An 18,322-nucleotide genomic window follows, 5' to 3' on the forward strand; every position below is an offset into this window, starting at 1 on the left:
TGCGTGGATTTTGCGTGAGAGGGTATTCAATGATAGAATCTCGCACTTTTATTGCGAAGCGAGAACAAAATGGCATTAGTTGAATTTTTGATGGAAACCTTAGATGGGTTAAAGGGAACAGATATTGTACATTTTGATGTACGTGGAAAATCCTCGATTACGGATAATATGATTATTTGCACGGGTACATCGAGCCGCCAAGTTTCTGCAATGGCAGATAATTTAATTACAGAATGTAAAAAAGCAGGTTTTGAAACTTTTGGTGAAGAAGGTAAAAATACTGCAGATTGGATTGTGGTGGACCTTGGTCAAGCAATCGTACATATCATGCAACGTGACGCGCGTGAAATGTATCAATTAGAGAAACTTTGGGCGTAAATTTTAGTAAAGTGCGGTGAAAAATAACCGCACTTTTTAGATAAGGATGACTTGTGAAAATCACGTTAATTGCTGTTGGAACAAAAATGCCTTCTTGGGTTACAACGGGTTTTGAGGAATATCAACGCCGTTTCCCAAAAGATATGCCTTTTGAACTGATTGAAATCCCAGCAGGTAAGCGTGGAAAAAATGCTGATATTAAACGTATTTTAGAGCAAGAAGGTAAGGCGATGTTAGCCGCCTGTGGAAAAGGCAAAGTCGTGACGTTAGATATTCCAGGTAAACCTTGGACCACACCACAGTTAGCCGAGCAACTAGAAGCCTGGAAAAACGATGGCCGTGATGTATGTTTGTTGATCGGTGGGCCAGAGGGGCTTTCGCCAGAATGTAAAGCAGCCGCAGAGCAAAGCTGGTCGCTTTCACCATTGACATTACCTCACCCGCTTGTTCGTGTTGTGGTTGCTGAAAGTTTGTATCGTGCGTGGTCGCTCACGACTAATCATCCTTATCACCGAGAATAGTAAATCCTCATTTTAGTCAGATGAATTTAAAAAGATTCTTCAATACGCCAACTCATGAGCCGTTCCGCGATAAAAAAGCGGAGCGTAACCTTTTTGCACGCCGAACTTTAGTGGCTTTTTTGGGGATTTTGCTACTAACAGGCGTGTTATTCACCAATATTTATCAGCTACAGATTGTTAATTTCGATACTTACCAAACGCGTTCTAATGGTAACCGAATTAAATTATTACCTTTACCCCCAACGCGTGGCTTAATCTATGATCGTTACGGTAAATTATTAGCCGAAAATCTTACTTTTTTTGGTTTATACATTGTGCCAGAAAAAACTGAAAATTTAGACCGCACTTTAGGTGAATTACGCTACATTGTGGGATTGACGGATAATGATATTGAAAATTTTAAAAAGGAACGTCGCCGAGGAACGCGTTACACGCCTATTTTATTGAAACCGAATTTAACAGAAGAACAAATCGCACGTTTTGCAGTGAGTGGCTATCAGTATCCTAGTTTAGATGTACGTCCTTATTTCAAACGCTATTACTTATATGGCGAGATTATGACGCATATTTTAGGTTATGTGGGAAAAATCAATGATAAAGATGTTGAACGTTTGAAAAAAGATGAAAAATTTGCCAATTATTCTGGTACCAATGATATGGGCAAATTGGGGATTGAACGTTATTACGAAGATGAGTTACATGGCACCACAGGTTTTGAAGAAGTAGAAATTAACAACCGCGGTAAAGTTATTCGTAAGTTACGTGAACAACCTTCAGTAGCAGGAAAAAGTATTTATCTTACTATTGATTTAGAGTTGCAGCGTTATATCACAGATCTTTTGGCAGGACAAAAAGGCGCAATTGTTGTATTAGATCCGAAAGATAGTGGTGTGCTAGCTATGGTGTCTACGCCAAGTTATGACAATAATTTGTTTGTTGATGGTATTTCGTCAGAAGATTATAAGCGCTTATTAAATGATCCCGCTCGTCCGCTTTATAGTCGTGCGACCCAAGGTGTGTATCCTCCAGCTTCTACGGTGAAACCTTTTATTGCAGTAGCCGCACAAACTGAAAATGTGATTACCCAAAATACGACGATTTTTGACCCGGGCTATTGGGTATTGCCAAATACGACTAAGCGATTCCGAGATTGGAAAAAGAGCGGTCATGGTTATACAGATTTAAATAAAGCAATTACAGAATCATCCGATACTTATTTTTACCAAGTCGCTCATAGTATGGGAATTGATCGTCTTTCTGATTGGATGAAACGTTTTGGCTTTGGTATGCCAACTGGGATTGAAATTCAAGAGGAAACGGCAGCCAATATGCCAACGCGCGAATGGAAACAAAAACGTTATAAACGTCCTTGGGTACAAGGTGATACTATTTCTGTGGGAATTGGCCAAGGGTATTGGACTGCAACCCCGTTACAAGTGGCAAAAGCAACGGCTGTATTGGTGAACAATGGAAAGGTGAATACCCCACATTTAATGAAAGCAATCGAAGTATCTACTCTAAAACCTTATGAAGATCCTTTGCTTTATCCTGATATTACAGAGGCGAAACAAAGCTATTGGGATGCTGCAAAACGTGGAATGTATAATGTTGTCAATTCAGCTTTAGGAACGGGGAGAAAGGCTTTTTCTGGAGCAAATTATCGTGTGGCAGGAAAATCTGGTACTGCTCAAGTGTTTAGTTTAAAAGAAAATGAAAAATACAATGCAGCGGGATTGAAAAAAGAACTACATGATCACGCATGGTTTACCGCATATGCGCCCTATGAAAATCCTAGATTGGTTGTGACAGTTATTTTAGAGAATGCGGGTGGTGGTTCAAGTAATGCCGCACCGTTAGCGCGTAAAGTGATGGATTACTATTTAAATCAGCGTTTACCACAAGTTGAAAAATATAATGCACCTATTCAGCAAAAAGAAGATTTACCACAAGAGAGCGAGCAAATAAATGGAAGATAAAATCCCTTTCTGGTTGCGCGCATGGCAACGTTTGCATATTGATTTTTGGCTTTTTATTGGCTTAGTTGCAATAACAGCCTATGGCATGCTTGTGCTTTATAGTGCCACTGGTGCCAGTGAAACTATGTTTAACAACCGGATTATTCAGGTTTTTCTTGGATTTACTGTTATGCTCGTCATGGCGCAATTTCCACCTAAATTCTATCAACGCATTGCGCCTTATCTCTATCTAATAGGCTTTATCATGTTGATTTTAGTGGATGCTATTGGAACAACCAGTAAAGGTGCACAGCGTTGGCTTGATCTTGGATTTATTCGTTTTCAGCCATCTGAAATTGTAAAGCTTGCAGTGCCATTGATGGTCGCAGTGTATTTAGGTAATCGCCCACTTCCACCTAAATTAAGTGAAACATTTATTGCGATTGCAATGATTATGATTCCGACTTTACTTGTGGCTATACAACCAGATTTAGGCACATCAATTTTGGTAAGTGCATCAGGTTTATTTGTCGTATTTTTAGCGGGGATGAGTTGGTGGTTGATTTTAGCTGCCGTGATTGGCTTAGCTGGATTTATTCCGCTCATGTGGCTATATCTAATGCACGATTATCAACGTACTCGCGTTCTCACATTATTGGACCCAGAAAAAGATCCTCTCGGTGCCGGCTATCATATTTTACAATCAAAGATTGCGATTGGTTCTGGTGGTCTTTGGGGAAAAGGCTGGATGCAGGGTACGCAATCCCAGCTTGAATTCTTACCTGAACCTCATACAGATTTTATTTTTGCTGTAATGAGTGAAGAACATGGAATGGTTGGTTTTCTTATTTTGATCTCCATTTACATGTTTATTATTGTACGTGGTTTGATAATTGCCGTGAACGCTCAAACGTCTTTTGGGCGAATTCTTGCTGGTGCAACGACGTTAATTTTCTTTGTTTATGTGTTTGTTAACATAGGCATGGTAAGTGGTATTTTACCTGTAGTGGGTGTGCCATTACCTTTATTCAGCTATGGTGGAACTTCTTACGTTGCTATTATGGCTGCTTTTGGCTTGGTGATGTCAGTTCATACACATCAAGTAAAATTTATGAAAGGGAACTAATTTCATTTTTTCTTTTCTTAAAAGGGTAAATAAATGAAAATAGTCAACGCTTATGAAATTAAAAACATTATTAAATCTGACCGCACTTGCTTTGTTTGCTATAATTACTAGCTTTTCAGCCTATGCGGACACTCACAAAATGTATGGTATCCAAGGGGATAAACTTTCGATTATAACCAAAGTACCTTCTCCTAGTACTTATTCCGTGAAAGGGCAAACTTATACGACAAAAACTGAAGATGATGCTAAATCCTATACGAAAGAAGGGATGGCAAGTTACTATCATCTCAAATTTAATGGGCGTAGAACCGCAAGTGGTGATGTTTATAATTCAACGCAATTTACTGCAGCACATAAAACATTGCCAATAAATTCTTATGCTTTGGTGACTAATTTACATAATAACCGTAAAGTTATCGTACGTATTAATGATCGTGGGCCTTTTAGTGATAAACGTTTAATTGACCTCTCTCATGCAGCGGCGAAAGAAATTGGATTAATTTCTCGCGGTATGGGACATGTTAGAATTGAGGCGTTGCATGTTGCTAAAAATGGGAGTTTATCGGGTGCAGCGACAAGAACGCTGGCTAAGCATGCAAAAACTCAAGAGGCAGCTGATCGTTTAGTAAAATCTAATGAATCTTCTAATAAATCGTTTAAGATGGTAAATGAAAAAAAAGGAAATGAAGTTTATCGTTTGAAAATGCTTGAGGTTACTTCTCGTAGTCAAGCTGATAAGTTAATTACGCAACTCGCATTAGATAATATTCAAGCTGAAGTAAATTGCTCAGGCAATAAATACGAAATTCACATTGGACCTTTTGATAACGAAACACAAATGTCACAAGTGAGAAATAAATTACAAAAAATGGCAGTAAACAAGCCACTAATTGTTTACACATATAAAAATTAATTGTAGGAACACACTATGTTGAAAAGAACAACAAAAATCGCACTTTTATCAAGTTTTGTAGCACTTAGTGCTTTTTCGGTAGCTGCCGAAGATATGCAGTTTAGCGTAACTCCACCACAAATTACTGCTCAAACTTATGTATTGATGGATTACAATTCAGGCGCAATTTTGGCCGCACTTAATCCTGATGAGCGTCAATATCCTGCATCTTTAACTAAAATGATGACAAGTTATGTGGTAGGGAGCGCTTTAAAACAAGGAAAAATTCATAATACCGATATGGTAACCATTGGTGAGAGTGCGTGGGGACGTAATTTCCCAGACTCATCAAAAATGTTTTTAGATTTAAATACACAAGTATCTGTAGCAGATTTGAATCGTGGTGTGATTGTTGTTTCTGGTAATGATGCGACAGTGGCATTAGCTGAACACATTTCTGGCAATGTACCGAACTTTGTAGAAACAATGAACAAATATGTTCAACAATTTGGTTTGAAAAATACAAATTTCACCACGCCACATGGTTTAGACGATCCTAATCAATATTCTTCTGCTCGTGATATGGCGCTTATTGGTGCACATATTATTCGTGATTTACCTGAAGAATATAAAATTTACTCCGAAAAAGATTTTACATTTAATAAAATCAAACAACCTAACCGTAATGGACTATTATGGGATAAAACCATTAATGTTGATGGAATGAAAACCGGCCATACTAGCCAAGCAGGATATAACTTAGTTGCTTCAGCGACTACACCAAACAATATGCGTTTAATTTCTGTAGTAATGGGCGTTCCAACTTACAAAGGTCGTGAAGTAGAAAGTAAAAAACTTTTACAATGGGGGTTTGCTAATTTCGAAACCTTTAAAACTTTAGAGGCTGGCAAAGAAATTTCAGAACAAACTGTTTATTATGGGAATAAAGGTAGTGTGAAATTAGGCACGTTACAAGATAGCTTTATCACAGTTCCAAAAGGCAAACAGAATGATCTGAAAGCTCGCTATGAGTTAGAAAGTAAAAACTTACAAGCGCCTTTAGCAAAAGGCCAAGTCGTAGGTAAAGTCATTTATCAATTAGAAGGTAAAGATATTGCAGCGGTAAACTTACAAGTGATGGATGAAGTGGGTGAAGCGGGTATTTTCGGAAAAGCTTGGGATTGGTTCGTGCTCACTGTGAAAGGCTTATTTGCATAAAATATGCCAGAAACTTACCGCACTTTTTTCATTTTTAACTGAGGCATTCGTAATGTGTGGGTGGTGTACCATTCACACATCATTTTTATTATTGGGAAATAATATGACAACAGAAAACGATTACGCAAAACTTAAAGAATTAATGGAATTTCCAGCAAAAATGACATTTAAAGTTGCTGGAATTAATCGCGAGGGGTTAGCGCAAGATCTAATTCAGGTCGTCCAAAAATATGTTAAAGGCGATTATATTCCTAAGGAAAAACGGAGTAGTAAAGGTACCTATAATTCGGTTTCAATCGACATTATTGCTGAAAACTTTGAGCAGGTAGAAACACTTTATAAAGAACTTGCTAAAGTTGAAGGCGTAAAAATGGTTATCTAGCATGAATAATTCCCTTATCGTTCGTCAGTTAGGGTTGCAAGATTATCAAGAAATTTGGCATAAAATGCAGAATTTTACAGATAGTCGCACCGTGGAAACGCAAGACGAAATTTGGTTAGTGCAACATCCTCCTGTATTTACCCAAGGGCAAGCAGGTAAACCTGAGCATCTTTTACAACGTAGTGAAATACCTGTGGTGCAGTCGGATCGTGGTGGGCAAATAACCTATCATGCACCCGGTCAGCAAGTGATGTATGTGCTCATTGATATTAAGCGTCATGAGAATTTAAATGTACGTCAATTAGTTACCGCACTTGAACAAACGGTGGTAAAAACCTTAGCTGAATATGGTATTGAAAGTTATCCAAAACCTGATGCACCTGGTGTGTATGTGGACGGAAAAAAGATTTGTTCTCTGGGACTACGTATTCGTCGTGGTTGCTCTTTTCACGGGTTAGCATTAAATATCAATATGGATCTGAATCCATTTCATTATATTAATCCATGCGGCTATGCCGGTCTTGAAATGTGTCAATTAGCAGATTTTGTTAATCAAGATGAAGCTAATTGCGATAAGGTTTCACCAAAATTAATTAAACACTTTGCCGCGCTTTTAGGCTATAATGTAACAAATTTGTAATATTTAATGATCAAAAATGCCCTATTTGGGCATTTTTATTTAGGAACGCTTATGTCAACGCCTTTCAAAATGGAACGCGGTGTAAAATATCGCGATGCGGCAAAAACGTCGATTATTCCAGTAAAAAATATTGATCCAAACCAAGAGCTATTGAAAAAGCCGGAATGGATGAAAATTAAACTTCCGGCAAATTCACTTAAAATTGAAAGCATCAAAAATGGAATGCGTCGTCATGGTTTGCATTCTGTGTGTGAAGAAGCTTCTTGTCCAAATTTACACGAATGTTTTAATCATGGAACAGCAACTTTTATGATTTTAGGCGCAATTTGCACGCGCCGTTGTCCATTCTGTGATGTCGCGCATGGGAAACCATTACCACCCGATCCTGAAGAGCCACAAAAATTAGCTGAAACTATCCAAGATATGAAACTTAAATATGTGGTGATTACATCGGTGGATCGCGATGATTTGCCTGATCGTGGCGCGGGTCATTTTGCAGAATGTGTAAAAGCTGTGCGTGAGCTTAATCCTAATATTAAGATTGAAATTTTAGTGCCTGATTTCCGTGGTCGTATTACACAGGCATTGGAAAAATTAAAAGATAATCCTCCAGATGTCTTTAACCATAATTTAGAAAACGTGCCGCGCCTGTACAAAGAGATTCGTCCAGGGGCAGATTACAAATGGTCACTTAAATTATTGCGCGAATTTAAAGAAATGTTTCCGAATATCCCAACTAAATCTGGTCTAATGGTGGGATTAGGTGAAACTAATGAAGAGATTTTACAAGTCATGCAAGATTTACGTGATAACGGTGTGACAATGCTCACATTGGGGCAATATCTTCAACCTAGCCGCCATCATTTACCTGTTGCTCGTTATGTTCCGCCAAGCGAATTTGATGAATTCCGTGAGAAAGCCAATGAAATGGGCTTTGAACATGCGGCTTGTGGACCATTTGTTCGCTCTTCTTATCATGCTGATTTACAAGCCAGTGGCGGATTAGTGAAATAATTTAAAACTGCTCTGAATTAAACCGTACTTTTTGCTTGTCACGAAAGTGCGGTTTATTTTTGATGTTTTTTTTCACCGAATATTTACTAGCCAGAATTATTGTAAGCCTGTAGAATAGCCGACCGCTTTATTCAACTAATTATTTATAACACCTGACGATATTGTAGAAAATGACTCAAAAATTACATATTAAAACTTGGGGCTGCCAGATGAATGAATATGATTCATCTAAAATGGCAGATCTTTTATTAAGTACTCATGGGCTAGAACTTACTGAAATTCCTGAAGAAGCAGACGTATTATTATTGAATACCTGTTCTATTCGTGAAAAAGCACAAGAAAAAGTTTTCCACCAACTTGGTCGTTGGAAAGAATTAAAGAAAAATAATCCAAATTTAGTGATTGGTGTGGGCGGCTGTGTGGCTTCTCAAGAAGGGGAACATATTCGTCATCGTGCGCCTTATGTAGATATTATTTTTGGTCCGCAAACTTTGCACAGACTGCCTGAAATGATTAACCAAATTCGTGGTGGTAAGAGTTCTGTTGTAGATGTAAGTTTCCCTGAAATTGAGAAATTTGACCGCTTACCTGAACCTCGTGCAGAAGGTCCAACGGCATTTGTTTCGATTATGGAAGGCTGTAATAAATACTGTACTTTCTGTGTTGTACCTTATACACGCGGTGAGGAAGTCAGCCGTCCCGTGGATGATGTCTTATTTGAAATTGCGCAGCTTGCAGATCAAGGTGTGCGTGAGGTTAACCTACTCGGTCAAAACGTGAATGCCTATCGTGGTCCGACACATGATGGTCAAATTTGTAGCTTTGCTGAGTTGCTTCGTCTCGTGGCGTCTATCGATGGTATTGACCGTTTACGTTTTACAACCAGTCATCCAATAGAATTTACAGATGATATTATTGATGTATATCGTGATACGCCTGAATTGGTGAGTTTCTTGCATCTTCCAGTCCAAGCAGGTTCTGACCGTGTATTAACGATGATGAAACGTGGTCATACAGCATTAGAATATAAATCTATTATTCGTAAACTTCGTGCTGTGCGTCCTGATATTCAAATCAGCTCAGACTTTATTGTTGGTTTCCCGGGTGAAACTGCGGAAGATTTTGAGCAAACTATGAATTTGATTGCACAAGTGAACTTTGATATGAGCTTTAGTTTTGTATACTCAGCCCGACCAGGTACGCCTGCTGCAGATATTCCAGATGATGTGACGGAAGATGAAAAGAAACAGCGCCTTTATGTGTTACAAGAGCGTATTAATCAACAAGCTGCACAGTTTAGCCGTCGCATGCTTGGCACAGAACAACGCGTATTAGTTGAAGGGCCATCGAAGAAAGACATTATGGAATTAACGGGACGTACTGAAACGAATCGTATTGTTAATTTCCAAGGTTCTCCGGAAATGATTGGTAAATTTGTGGATGTGAAAATCACTGATGTTTATACCAATTCTCTACGCGGTGAAGTGGTGCGTACTGAAGATGAAATGGGATTACGTATTGCGCAATCTCCACAAGAAGTGATGAATCGCACACGTAAAGAAGATGAATTAGGTGTAGGGCGTTATCACGGCTAGTTGAAATCTTGAAATATTTAACCGCACTTTGAGAAATTAAAGTGCGGTTATTTTTTTAGGGATATATGGTTTTCAGATTTGCCAATCTATCGGTTTTATTCTGTGGCTTTCCAAATATGAATTTGTTTTGGAAAAATGATGACAGCCAAAGAAACCTCGATGAGCTGACAACGGGGAAGGGTGTGGAGCCGTTAAAACAAGATGACGAGTGCGGTCAATAATTTGTCCTTTTTTTTGTGCGTGACTGCCCCAAAGTAAAAACACGAGTTTTTCACGATGTTCATTAAGCGCTGCAATAACACGATCAGTAAACGTTTCCCAGCCAAAATTAGCATGTGAATGTGCCATCCCTCGTTCTACGGTAAGCACTGTGTTGAGCAGCAATACCCCTTGTTCTGCCCATTTGACTAAATAACCATGAGATGGCATTTGGAATCCCGAAATATCTTGTGTGAGTTCTTTATACATATTTAATAGGGAAGGGGGAATGGCTACTTCAGGTTTTACCGAAAAAGCCAATCCATGAGCTTGGTTTGGACCATGATATGGATCTTGACCTAAAATCACCACTTTTACATTTTCAAAAGCCGTATATTTGAATGCATTAAATACCTCTTCTTGTGGGGGATAAATTGTTTTCCCGCTTGTTCTTGCAAGATGAACCTGTTGTAGTGCGTGTTGAAAGTAAGGTTGCTCTTTTTCTTTTCCGATAACATCTGTCCAGGTTTTCATTATTTTGATCCTATTAATAAGTTTGCTCTTATTATAAACAAAAAGATTAAGGCAATAAAAAGTTTAAAGGTTAAATTAATGTTAAATTATTTTAGGTAAATGGCTATATAAATAAGAAAAATTTAATTTAGATCAAGTTTGAAAAATTATCTTAAAAGGATAACCTGTTCTTTGTCAAAAAAATCCAAAATAATTTGAAATCTTCAAATTATTTGATAAAATTTGTACAGTTTTTATGATTATTCCAATGCCAATTAGGAGGCTATTATGATTAAAGGTATTCAAATTACTCAAGCAGCAAATGACAATTTGCTTAATTCATTCTGGTTATTAGACAGCGAAAAAAATGAAGCGCGTTGCTTATGTGCAAAAGGCGAATTCGCTGAAGACCAAGTTGTTGCAGTTAGCGAATTAGGTCAAATCGAATACCGTGAATTACCAGTAAACGTAGCACCAACTGTTAAAGTTGAAGGTGGCCAACACTTAAACGTAAACGTATTACGTCGTGAAACTTTAGAAGATGCGGTAAACAACCCAGATAAATATCCACAATTAACTATCCGTGTTTCTGGTTACGCAGTACGTTTCAACTCTTTAACGCCAGAACAACAACGCGACGTTATCACTCGTACTTTCACTGAAAGCCTATAATTTCAGTTTGAATGAAAAAAGAAACCCCGAAGTCATTCGGGGTTTTGTTTTATCTAAAAGGTTAAAAAATTTGACCGCACTTTTCCCTTTCATCCCTAGCGATTTCCGCGCTTTTCAGGTACAATCCGCCAGTTAAATTTATTGATTTTTTGAGAAAAACTATCTTTTATGAAGAATATTCGCAACTTTTCTATTATTGCCCATATTGACCACGGTAAATCGACGCTTTCTGACCGTTTGATTCAAACTTGTGGTGGCCTTTCGGATCGTGAAATGGAAGCGCAAGTGCTAGATTCAATGGATCTTGAGCGTGAACGTGGAATTACCATCAAAGCACAAAGTGTTACTTTAAATTATAAAGCCAAAGATGGCGAAACTTATCAATTAAACTTTATCGATACGCCAGGACATGTGGACTTTTCCTATGAGGTATCTCGCTCTCTTGCTGCTTGTGAAGGGGCGTTGTTGGTGGTCGATGCAGGCCAAGGGGTAGAGGCCCAAACTCTGGCAAACTGTTATACCGCAATCGAAATGGATTTAGAAGTAGTACCGATTTTAAATAAAATCGACTTGCCTGCAGCTGATCCTGAACGCGTAGCTGAAGAAATTGAAGATATCGTGGGAATTGATGCGATGGAAGCGGTTCGATGCTCAGCTAAAACGGGTGTTGGTATCGAAGATGTATTAGAAGAAATCGTTGCAAAAATTCCAGCACCAGAAGGCGATCCTAATGCGCCATTACAAGCATTGATTATTGATTCTTGGTTTGATAATTATTTGGGCGTGGTGTCTTTAGTGCGTATTAAAAACGGGGTATTACGTAAAGGCGATAAAATTAAAGTGATGTCTACCGGACAAGCTTACAATGTAGATCGTTTAGGGATTTTCACGCCAAAACAAGAAGATACTACCGTTTTAGAATGCGGTGAAGTTGGTTGGGTAGTTTGTGCGATTAAAGATATTTTAGGTGCACCAGTTGGGGATACTTTAACGCTTCAACATAATCCAGCAACTGAGGTTTTACCAGGCTTTAAAAAAGTAAAACCGCAAGTGTATGCAGGTCTTTTCCCCGTTAGCTCAGATGATTATGAAGCATTCCGTGATGCGCTGAGTAAGTTGAGCTTAAATGATGCTTCACTTTTCTATGAGCCGGAAACTTCAACCGCACTTGGCTTTGGTTTCCGCTGTGGTTTTCTTGGCCTTTTACACATGGAAATCATTCAAGAGCGTCTAGAGCGTGAGTATGATTTAGATCTCATTACTACTGCGCCAACGGTTATTTACGAAGTGCAATTAACGAATGGTGATGTTGTTTACGTCGATAGTCCATCGAAATTACCTCCACTTAATAATATTGCTGAAATCCGTGAACCGATTGCAGAATGTAATATGTTAGTGCCACAAGAATATTTAGGTAACGTCATTACTCTTTGTGTAGAAAAACGTGGCGTCCAAACTAATATGGTATATCACGGTAATCAGATTGCGCTGACTTATGAAATTCCAATGGGTGAAGTTGTTCTAGACTTCTTTGACCGTTTAAAATCGACATCCCGTGGTTATGCTTCGTTAGATTACGGTTTCAAACGTTTCCAAGCTGCAGATATGGTTCGCGTGGATATTATGATTAACAGCGAACGAGTAGATGCTTTAGCTTTAATCGTTCATAAAGATAATTCACAATATCGTGGTCGTGAATTGGTTGAAAAAATGCGTGAGTTAATTCCTCGTCAGCAATTTGATATAGCTATTCAAGCAGCGATTGGAAACCACATTATTGCCCGTTCTACGGTGAAACAATTACGTAAAAACGTATTAGCAAAATGTTATGGTGGTGACGTGAGCCGTAAGAAAAAACTCTTACAGAAACAGAAAGAAGGTAAAAAACGTATGAAGTCTTTAGGTAACGTAGAAGTACCACAAGAAGCGTTTTTAGCAATTTTACATGTAGGAAAAGATAAATAAGGGAAATTATGTCAAATTTATTTTTTGTGATTTTACTGGCTGTGGGTTTTGGTGTTTGGAAAGTTTTAGATTATTTTCAATTACCAAACACATTCAGTATTGTATTACTAATTTTGACCGCACTTTCAGGCGTATTATGGTGCTACCATTATTTTGTGGTAACACCAAAACGTAATCGTAAAATCGCACGTGCTGAACAGCGTTCAGGCCAAGTATTAACTGACGAAGAAAAAGCAGAAATTGAACCGATTTCCGAAGCCTCTGAGTTTTTATCATCTCTTTTTCCAGTGCTTTCTGTCGTATTCTTAGTACGCTCTTTTTTATTTGAACCATTTCAAATTCCATCTGGTTCAATGGAACCGACCTTACGCGTTGGCGATTTTTTGGTTGTGAACAAATATGCTTATGGTGTGAAAGATCCGATTTTCCAAAACACCATTATTGCTGGTGAAAAACCACAACGAGGTGATGTAATTGTATTTAAAGCACCACAACAAGCTTTAATTCGTACTGGTCTTGGGGCAACTCGAGCAGCCTTTGCAGAAAATCTTGCGTTAAGTTCAAAAGATAATATGTCTGGTGTTGATTATATTAAGCGTATTGTTGGAAAGAGCGGAGATCGCGTCATTTTTGATGCGGAACAAAAAACGCTAAAAGTGGTATATGGCAAAGAAGGTAAACCTTGTGAGGTTGATTGCGAAACCAAGGTGTTTGAATATTCACAAAATCCAACAAATCCTGCTTTTCCGAATGAATTAGAATTGACTGAAAAAGGTGATGTGACACACAATGTGTTGATTAGTGAGTATCGTCGTTATTCAGGTCCTGAGTTTTTCCCACAAGAAGGTATGCAAACTGCAGAATGGCTTGTGCCAGAAGGGCAGTATTTTGTGATGGGCGATCACCGCGATCACAGCGATGATAGCCGTTTCTGGGGCTTTGTACCTGAAAAAAATATTGTGGGTAAAGCTACTTATATTTGGATGAGCTTAGAAAAAGAAGCGAATGATTGGCCAACCGGTTTCCGCTTTGATCGTTTCTTTACAGCAATAAAATAAGATGAATCATTTAGATCGACTTGAGCATAAAATCGGCTATCGTTTTAATGATATTGCGCTCTTAAAGCAAGCACTTACGCATCGAAGTGCGGCGACTCAACATAATGAACGCCTAGAATTTCTAGGCGATTCTATTCTTAATTTTACTATCGCTGAGGCTCTTTATCATCAGTTTCCACGTTGTAATGAAGGTGAGCTGAGCCGTATGCGTGCTACTTTGGTGAGAGAGCCCACTTTAGCGATGTTAGCGCGTCAATTTGAATTGGGCGATTATATGTCGCTTGGTTCTGGTGAGCTAAAGAGCGGTGGTTTTCGCCGAGAATCTATTCTTGCCGATTGTGTAGAAGCGATTATTGGCGCAATGTCTTTGGATCAAGGATTGGCAGTGACGACCCAAGTGATTCGAAATTGGTATCAACAATTATTGGCTGAAATCAAACCAGGTGATAACCAAAAAGATGCGAAAACTCGTTTGCAAGAATATTTACAAGGTAAACATCTGCCATTGCCAACTTATGAAGTAGTAAATATTCAAGGGGAAGCTCATTGCCAAATTTTCACTGTTGAATGCAAAGTGAAAAGTGCGGATAAAATTGACCGTACTTTTGTGGCAAAAGGATCTAGCCGTCGTAAAGCCGAACAAGCGGCAGCAGAACAAATTTTAAAAGAACTGGACATAAAATGACCGAACAATTCGACAAAACCTATTGCGGCTTTATTGCTATCGTAGGTCGCCCAAATGTGGGTAAATCAACGCTCTTAAATAAAATTTTAGGACAAAAAATTTCAATTACATCGCGTAAAGCACAAACCACGCGTCACCGTATTGTTGGGATTAAGACTGAAGGGGCGTATCAAGAAATCTATGTGGATACTCCGGGACTTCATATTGAAGAGAAGCGGGCTATTAATCGTTTAATGAACCGTGCAGCAAGTAGTGCTATCGGTGATGTTGATTTAATTATTTTTGTAGTAGATGGCACACACTGGAATGCAGATGATGAAATGGTACTAAACAAATTACGCAATGCAAAAGCACCTGTTGTGTTAGCTATTAACAAAGTAGATAACATCAAAAATAAAGATGATTTATTGCCGTTTATTACAGAACTTAGTAGTAAATTTGATTTTTCTCACATTGTGCCAATTTCTGCACAGCGTGGTAATAATGTTAATGAATTAGAGAAAATTGTACGACGATCTTTACGCGAAGGTGTACATCATTTTCCAGAAGATTATGTCACAGACCGTTCGCAACGTTTTATGGCATCGGAAATAATCCGTGAAAAATTAATGCGTTTTACCGGTGAAGAATTGCCTTACTCTGTGACTGTTGAAATTGAACAGTTCAAAGTGAATGAACGTGGCACTTATGAAATAAATGGATTAATTCTCGTTGAACGTGAAGGTCAGAAAAAAATGGTGATTGGTGCGAGCGGTCAAAAAATTAAAACCATTGGTATGGAAGCGCGTGCTGATATGGAACGTTTATTTGATAACAAAGTCCATCTTGAACTTTGGGTGAAAGTGAAGTCAGGTTGGGCAGATGATGAACGTGCACTGCGTAGTTTAGGATATATGGATGAATAAAGTGCGGTGAAATCCATCAGTAATAAATAGAAAAATCCCCATTATTGTAGTGGGGATTTTTTTGTTTCTAATTTTTCACTGAATACACTTTAAATTTTCCTGTTTGAGCAAGAACGTTGTAATCACCGAAATGTTGTCTCAGTAATTCGGGATAAGGCAAAAATGAATTGGCGACAATGCGTAATTCTCCACCTTGATTGAGGTGCCATTTTGCTTGATTAATGAGTTCTGTCACTGCTCGGTAGGCAGTATCAATGCCATCATGGAATGGAGGATTCGAAATGATCAAATCAAATTTTCCTTCTATATCAGAAAAGACATCACTGGCGTAAACCTTGCCTTGTAATTGATTTTCAGAAACTGTTTTACGCGCTGATTCTAACGCCATCGCATGAATATCAGTCATGGTAATTTGTGCGTTAGGAGAGCGTTTTTTTATCATAGAGCCAATTACTCCCGCCCCACAGCCAAGATCGAGTACTTTTCCTTTTATTTTATTATCAATGGTTGAAAGTAACAATTCTGTGCCCGTATCTAATTCCGCTGCACTAAATACCCCAGGTAAACTATATATGGTTAAGTCTTTTAGCGTAGGATGTTGATAGGTTTTCCAGAAATTTTTAAGTTCAAAGTACGGTTTGTTTTGTAGTGAAAAATGGTATAAACCGCAACGACGAGCAGAGTCAATTTTCGCTATTTCACCATAGTGTTCTAATGTTTTTTCTACTGAACGCACACCACAACGGTTTTCTCCAATAATTAATATTTCTTGGCCAATAGGCGCCTGAGCTAATAGTTGAAGCAGTTGGAAATTTACTTCTTGTTTATTTTTAGTCCAATAATAAACGATTAAATCAGCTTGACCTTGAAATTCAACGGAAAAATTGACCGCACTTTGCGTTCTTGCATAGTCAAAATAGCAACTCCAAATTTGGATTGATTGGCATTTAGAGGCTAATGTTTGAGGAAAATTGTCAGAAATACCGCCGGCAAATAATACTGATTTACCATCAAAAAATGAAATATGTCGTTCTAAAACTTGGCTCTCTAGAGAAATCACGCTTTGAATCCTGTGGGTTATTAGTTAAAATTACGCGCTATTTTAGCAAAATTATTAATAAAAATTGATTAAAACTATTTTAGGAAAATCCTTTATGAAAAAAATTCTCTCTGCAGCCTTAATGGCAACGTTACTATCTGGATGTCAAGTTCTCGACCTTGTTCAAGGTACGTCTCAAAAGGCATCTAAAGTATCAAAGCCGGTATTAACTCCTGCTCAAACTGAAGTATTACAAAAGTTAGATGCGCAGTTTCAGCGTATTTTAGCTAAAGGCATCGAAATTGAATTCAATGGTGAGAAATATGTGAAACAAACACAAGCAGTAAAAGGTGACGATCCTCGTTTTGTGAGTTTGGCATTAAGTAAAAACAGTGAGGCTCGTAAAGCTGTACTAAGTGATACATTCTATTTAACTGATGTTTCTCATGAGAAAGCTATTACGGAACGTTATTTTGCAAAAAATAAAGAGACCTGCCAGTTACAGGTTGTGAAATCAGATATTCATGATTATTATGCTTGTGCCAGTGATAAATTTAAACGTTACGTTGCTTTAGTGCACAAAGATAAAAATATTATTGCTTATCGTAGTTATACCTCATATCAAGTGGAACCTACACAGGCTGAAGAACGTGCGATTATTAAGGCATTAGTCGATTATCCATTTGATAGTATTGCTCGTTAATATGAATAGACGTGATCTTCTTTTACAAGAAATGGGCATTTCCCAGTGGACGTTATATCGCCCAGAGGTGCTACAAGGTTCAGTAGGAATTAGTGTTGCTGAGAATATTCGCTTTATCACTGTTTCTGATGAAAATATAAGTGGCTCGCCTTTGTTGGCTGATGTGCTACTCAGCCTTGATCTTAAAAAAGAAGATTGCTTATGTTTGAATTACGATCAAATCCAGCATATCGAATGTAAGCAGCCTATTCGTTACTGGTTATTATCAGAAAATAGCGACCAAATTGACCGCACTTTACCATTTTGCATGCAGGCTGAGCGTGTTTATCGCTCGCCAAGTTGGCAACAATTTCAATCTAATTACCAAGCCAAACGAGAGTTGTGGCAACAAATTCAGCAGCCTTAATTATGTCTATTATTTCTCAAATTGAAGCCAGTGATTTCGACCGATTGTATGAAATCGAGCAGCAAGCACATCTTGTGCCTTGGTCATTTGGTACGTTAAAAAATAATCAAGGGGCGCGTTATCTCAATTTAAAATTAATAGAGAATAATCAGATTATTGGTTTTGCTATTTGCCAAACAGTATTGGATGAAGCGACTTTGTTTAATATTGCTATTTTACCGTCTCATCAAGGTAATGGATTGGGGAAATTATTGTTGAATGAGTTAATCGCTCGGCTGAAAGAAAAAGGCGTACAGACTTTATGGCTAGAAGTCAGAGAGTCTAACCCTGCTCGTTTTTTGTATGAAAGAATTGGTTTTAATGAAGTCGATATTCGAAAAAATTATTATCCGAAACCCAGTGGTGGACGAGAAAATGCCGTGGTAATGGCCTGTTATTTATAGATACAAATGATATA

20 protein-coding genes are annotated in these 18,322 nt (G+C 38.1%); 18 read left to right on the forward strand and 2 right to left on the reverse strand.

Translation table 11 applies throughout. The features are described 5' to 3' along the window. The first annotated feature begins 69 nt into the window (after nucleotides 1–69). The 10 genes from rsfS to miaB all read left to right on the forward strand — a co-directional run bounded on the left by rsfS (nucleotide 70) and on the right by miaB (nucleotide 9,721). On the forward strand, nucleotides 70–378 hold the full coding sequence (gene rsfS / locus DV427_RS06265) for a ribosome silencing factor (RefSeq protein ID WP_005635481.1): 309 nt from the start codon (nucleotides 70–72) through the stop codon (nucleotides 376–378). 53 nt (nucleotides 379–431) lie between these two features. After that, complete coding sequence (gene rlmH / locus DV427_RS06270) at nucleotides 432–899, forward strand: 23S rRNA (pseudouridine(1915)-N(3))-methyltransferase RlmH (protein ID WP_005649848.1); 468 nt, start codon at nucleotides 432–434, stop codon at nucleotides 897–899. A gap of 20 nt (nucleotides 900–919) precedes the next feature. Next, nucleotides 920–2,875: a penicillin-binding protein 2 gene (gene mrdA, locus DV427_RS06275; protein WP_114891682.1), complete on the forward strand. Its 1,956-nt coding sequence runs from the start codon at nucleotides 920–922 to the stop codon at nucleotides 2,873–2,875. Next, nucleotides 2,865–3,980, forward strand: a complete 1,116-nt coding sequence (rodA, locus tag DV427_RS06280) for a rod shape-determining protein RodA (protein ID WP_114891683.1) — start codon at nucleotides 2,865–2,867, stop codon at nucleotides 3,978–3,980. Before mrdA ends, rodA begins: the two co-directional genes overlap by 11 nt. A gap of 52 nt (nucleotides 3,981–4,032) precedes the next feature. After that, nucleotides 4,033–4,893, forward strand: coding sequence for a septal ring lytic transglycosylase RlpA family protein (locus DV427_RS06285; RefSeq protein WP_114891684.1), 861 nt, complete (start codon nucleotides 4,033–4,035; stop codon nucleotides 4,891–4,893). A gap of 15 nt (nucleotides 4,894–4,908) precedes the next feature. Further along, the gene (locus DV427_RS06290) at nucleotides 4,909–6,090 is read left to right on the forward strand and encodes a D-alanyl-D-alanine carboxypeptidase family protein (RefSeq protein ID WP_114891685.1); all 1,182 of its coding nucleotides are present in this window, start codon (nucleotides 4,909–4,911) and stop codon (nucleotides 6,088–6,090) included. Between the two features lie 103 nt (nucleotides 6,091–6,193). Beyond that, nucleotides 6,194–6,472, forward strand: coding sequence for a DUF493 family protein YbeD (gene ybeD, locus DV427_RS06295; RefSeq protein ID WP_005646399.1), 279 nt, complete (start codon nucleotides 6,194–6,196; stop codon nucleotides 6,470–6,472). A gap of 1 nt (nucleotide 6,473) precedes the next feature. After that, complete coding sequence (gene lipB / locus DV427_RS06300) at nucleotides 6,474–7,112, forward strand: lipoyl(octanoyl) transferase LipB (RefSeq protein WP_114891686.1); 639 nt, start codon at nucleotides 6,474–6,476, stop codon at nucleotides 7,110–7,112. Between the two features lie 51 nt (nucleotides 7,113–7,163). Continuing rightward, the gene (gene lipA, locus DV427_RS06305; RefSeq protein ID WP_114891687.1) at nucleotides 7,164–8,126 is read left to right on the forward strand and encodes a lipoyl synthase; all 963 of its coding nucleotides are present in this window, start codon (nucleotides 7,164–7,166) and stop codon (nucleotides 8,124–8,126) included. A gap of 170 nt (nucleotides 8,127–8,296) precedes the next feature. Beyond that, a complete protein-coding gene (miaB, locus tag DV427_RS06310) occupies nucleotides 8,297–9,721 on the forward strand; it encodes a tRNA (N6-isopentenyl adenosine(37)-C2)-methylthiotransferase MiaB (RefSeq protein ID WP_114891688.1) in 1,425 nt (474 codons plus the stop codon). Nucleotides 9,722–9,793: 72 nt separating this feature from the next. Here miaB and ung read toward each other — a convergent pair whose 3' ends face one another. Beyond that, entirely contained in the window at nucleotides 9,794–10,453 is a 660-nt protein-coding gene (ung, locus tag DV427_RS06315) for a uracil-DNA glycosylase (protein ID WP_114891689.1), read from the reverse strand. Nucleotides 10,454–10,720: 267 nt separating this feature from the next. Between ung and grcA the strand changes: the two genes are divergently transcribed. From grcA to era, 5 genes are all read left to right on the forward strand, one after another. Further along, nucleotides 10,721–11,104, forward strand: a complete 384-nt coding sequence (gene grcA, locus DV427_RS06320) for an autonomous glycyl radical cofactor GrcA (RefSeq protein ID WP_005628746.1) — start codon at nucleotides 10,721–10,723, stop codon at nucleotides 11,102–11,104. Nucleotides 11,105–11,272: 168 nt separating this feature from the next. Then, nucleotides 11,273–13,069: a translation elongation factor 4 gene (lepA, locus tag DV427_RS06325; RefSeq protein ID WP_114891690.1), complete on the forward strand. Its 1,797-nt coding sequence runs from the start codon at nucleotides 11,273–11,275 to the stop codon at nucleotides 13,067–13,069. An 8-nt stretch (nucleotides 13,070–13,077) separates the two neighbouring features. Further along, entirely contained in the window at nucleotides 13,078–14,127 is a 1,050-nt protein-coding gene (gene lepB / locus DV427_RS06330; RefSeq protein ID WP_114891691.1) for a signal peptidase I, read from the forward strand. Between the two features lies 1 nt (nucleotide 14,128). Then, on the forward strand, nucleotides 14,129–14,812 hold the full coding sequence (gene rnc, locus DV427_RS06335) for a ribonuclease III (protein WP_114891692.1): 684 nt from the start codon (nucleotides 14,129–14,131) through the stop codon (nucleotides 14,810–14,812). After that, nucleotides 14,809–15,717: a GTPase Era gene (gene era / locus DV427_RS06340; protein WP_114891693.1), complete on the forward strand. Its 909-nt coding sequence runs from the start codon at nucleotides 14,809–14,811 to the stop codon at nucleotides 15,715–15,717. The genes rnc and era overlap by 4 nt, the downstream gene beginning before the upstream one ends. Nucleotides 15,718–15,784: 67 nt before the next feature. Here the strand turns inward: era and rsmC are convergent, their stop codons facing one another. Then, nucleotides 15,785–16,777: a 16S rRNA (guanine(1207)-N(2))-methyltransferase RsmC gene (rsmC, locus tag DV427_RS06345; protein ID WP_114891694.1), complete on the reverse strand. Its 993-nt coding sequence runs from the start codon at nucleotides 16,775–16,777 to the stop codon at nucleotides 15,785–15,787. A gap of 94 nt (nucleotides 16,778–16,871) precedes the next feature. Between rsmC and DV427_RS06350 the strand changes: the two genes are divergently transcribed. The 3 genes from DV427_RS06350 to rimI are packed head-to-tail and all read left to right on the forward strand — an operon-like array spanning nucleotide 16,872 to nucleotide 18,308. Next, nucleotides 16,872–17,459 (forward strand): lipoprotein, encoded by a 588-nt coding sequence (locus tag DV427_RS06350; RefSeq protein ID WP_114891695.1) that lies wholly within the window; start codon nucleotides 16,872–16,874, stop codon nucleotides 17,457–17,459. A gap of 1 nt (nucleotide 17,460) precedes the next feature. Then, a complete protein-coding gene (holD, locus tag DV427_RS06355) occupies nucleotides 17,461–17,865 on the forward strand; it encodes a DNA polymerase III subunit psi (RefSeq protein WP_114891696.1) in 405 nt (134 codons plus the stop codon). A gap of 2 nt (nucleotides 17,866–17,867) precedes the next feature. Further along, nucleotides 17,868–18,308: a ribosomal protein S18-alanine N-acetyltransferase gene (gene rimI / locus DV427_RS06360; protein ID WP_114891697.1), complete on the forward strand. Its 441-nt coding sequence runs from the start codon at nucleotides 17,868–17,870 to the stop codon at nucleotides 18,306–18,308. Nucleotides 18,309–18,322: the final 14 nt, after the last annotated feature.

Source organism: Haemophilus haemolyticus, from assembly GCF_003351405.1.
GTDB lineage: Bacteria > Pseudomonadota > Gammaproteobacteria > Enterobacterales > Pasteurellaceae > Haemophilus > Haemophilus haemolyticus_N.

What these genes read in the sequence shown, in the direction of transcription:
- DV427_RS06285 (WP_114891684.1), top strand. Translation starts at nt 4,033, where the DNA reads ATGAAATTAAAAACATTATTAAATCTGACCGCACTTGCTTTGTTTGCT.
- grcA (WP_005628746.1), top strand. Translation starts at nt 10,721, where the DNA reads ATGATTAAAGGTATTCAAATTACTCAAGCAGCAAATGACAATTTGCTT.
- rnc (WP_114891692.1), top strand. Translation starts at nt 14,129, where the DNA reads ATGAATCATTTAGATCGACTTGAGCATAAAATCGGCTATCGTTTTAAT.
- era (WP_114891693.1), top strand. Translation starts at nt 14,809, where the DNA reads ATGACCGAACAATTCGACAAAACCTATTGCGGCTTTATTGCTATCGTA.
- mrdA (WP_114891682.1), top strand. Translation starts at nt 920, where the DNA reads ATGAATTTAAAAAGATTCTTCAATACGCCAACTCATGAGCCGTTCCGC.
- lipB (WP_114891686.1), top strand. Translation starts at nt 6,474, where the DNA reads ATGAATAATTCCCTTATCGTTCGTCAGTTAGGGTTGCAAGATTATCAA.
- rsfS (WP_005635481.1), top strand. Translation starts at nt 70, where the DNA reads ATGGCATTAGTTGAATTTTTGATGGAAACCTTAGATGGGTTAAAGGGA.
- DV427_RS06290 (WP_114891685.1), top strand. Translation starts at nt 4,909, where the DNA reads ATGTTGAAAAGAACAACAAAAATCGCACTTTTATCAAGTTTTGTAGCA.
- ybeD (WP_005646399.1), top strand. Translation starts at nt 6,194, where the DNA reads ATGACAACAGAAAACGATTACGCAAAACTTAAAGAATTAATGGAATTT.
- lipA (WP_114891687.1), top strand. Translation starts at nt 7,164, where the DNA reads ATGTCAACGCCTTTCAAAATGGAACGCGGTGTAAAATATCGCGATGCG.
- lepA (WP_114891690.1), top strand. Translation starts at nt 11,273, where the DNA reads ATGAAGAATATTCGCAACTTTTCTATTATTGCCCATATTGACCACGGT.
- lepB (WP_114891691.1), top strand. Translation starts at nt 13,078, where the DNA reads ATGTCAAATTTATTTTTTGTGATTTTACTGGCTGTGGGTTTTGGTGTT.
- ung (WP_114891689.1), bottom strand. Translation starts at nt 10,453, where the DNA reads ATGAAAACCTGGACAGATGTTATCGGAAAAGAAAAAGAGCAACCTTAC.
- rimI (WP_114891697.1), top strand. Translation starts at nt 17,868, where the DNA reads ATGTCTATTATTTCTCAAATTGAAGCCAGTGATTTCGACCGATTGTAT.
- rodA (WP_114891683.1), top strand. Translation starts at nt 2,865, where the DNA reads ATGGAAGATAAAATCCCTTTCTGGTTGCGCGCATGGCAACGTTTGCAT.
- miaB (WP_114891688.1), top strand. Translation starts at nt 8,297, where the DNA reads ATGACTCAAAAATTACATATTAAAACTTGGGGCTGCCAGATGAATGAA.
- holD (WP_114891696.1), top strand. Translation starts at nt 17,461, where the DNA reads ATGAATAGACGTGATCTTCTTTTACAAGAAATGGGCATTTCCCAGTGG.
- DV427_RS06350 (WP_114891695.1), top strand. Translation starts at nt 16,872, where the DNA reads ATGAAAAAAATTCTCTCTGCAGCCTTAATGGCAACGTTACTATCTGGA.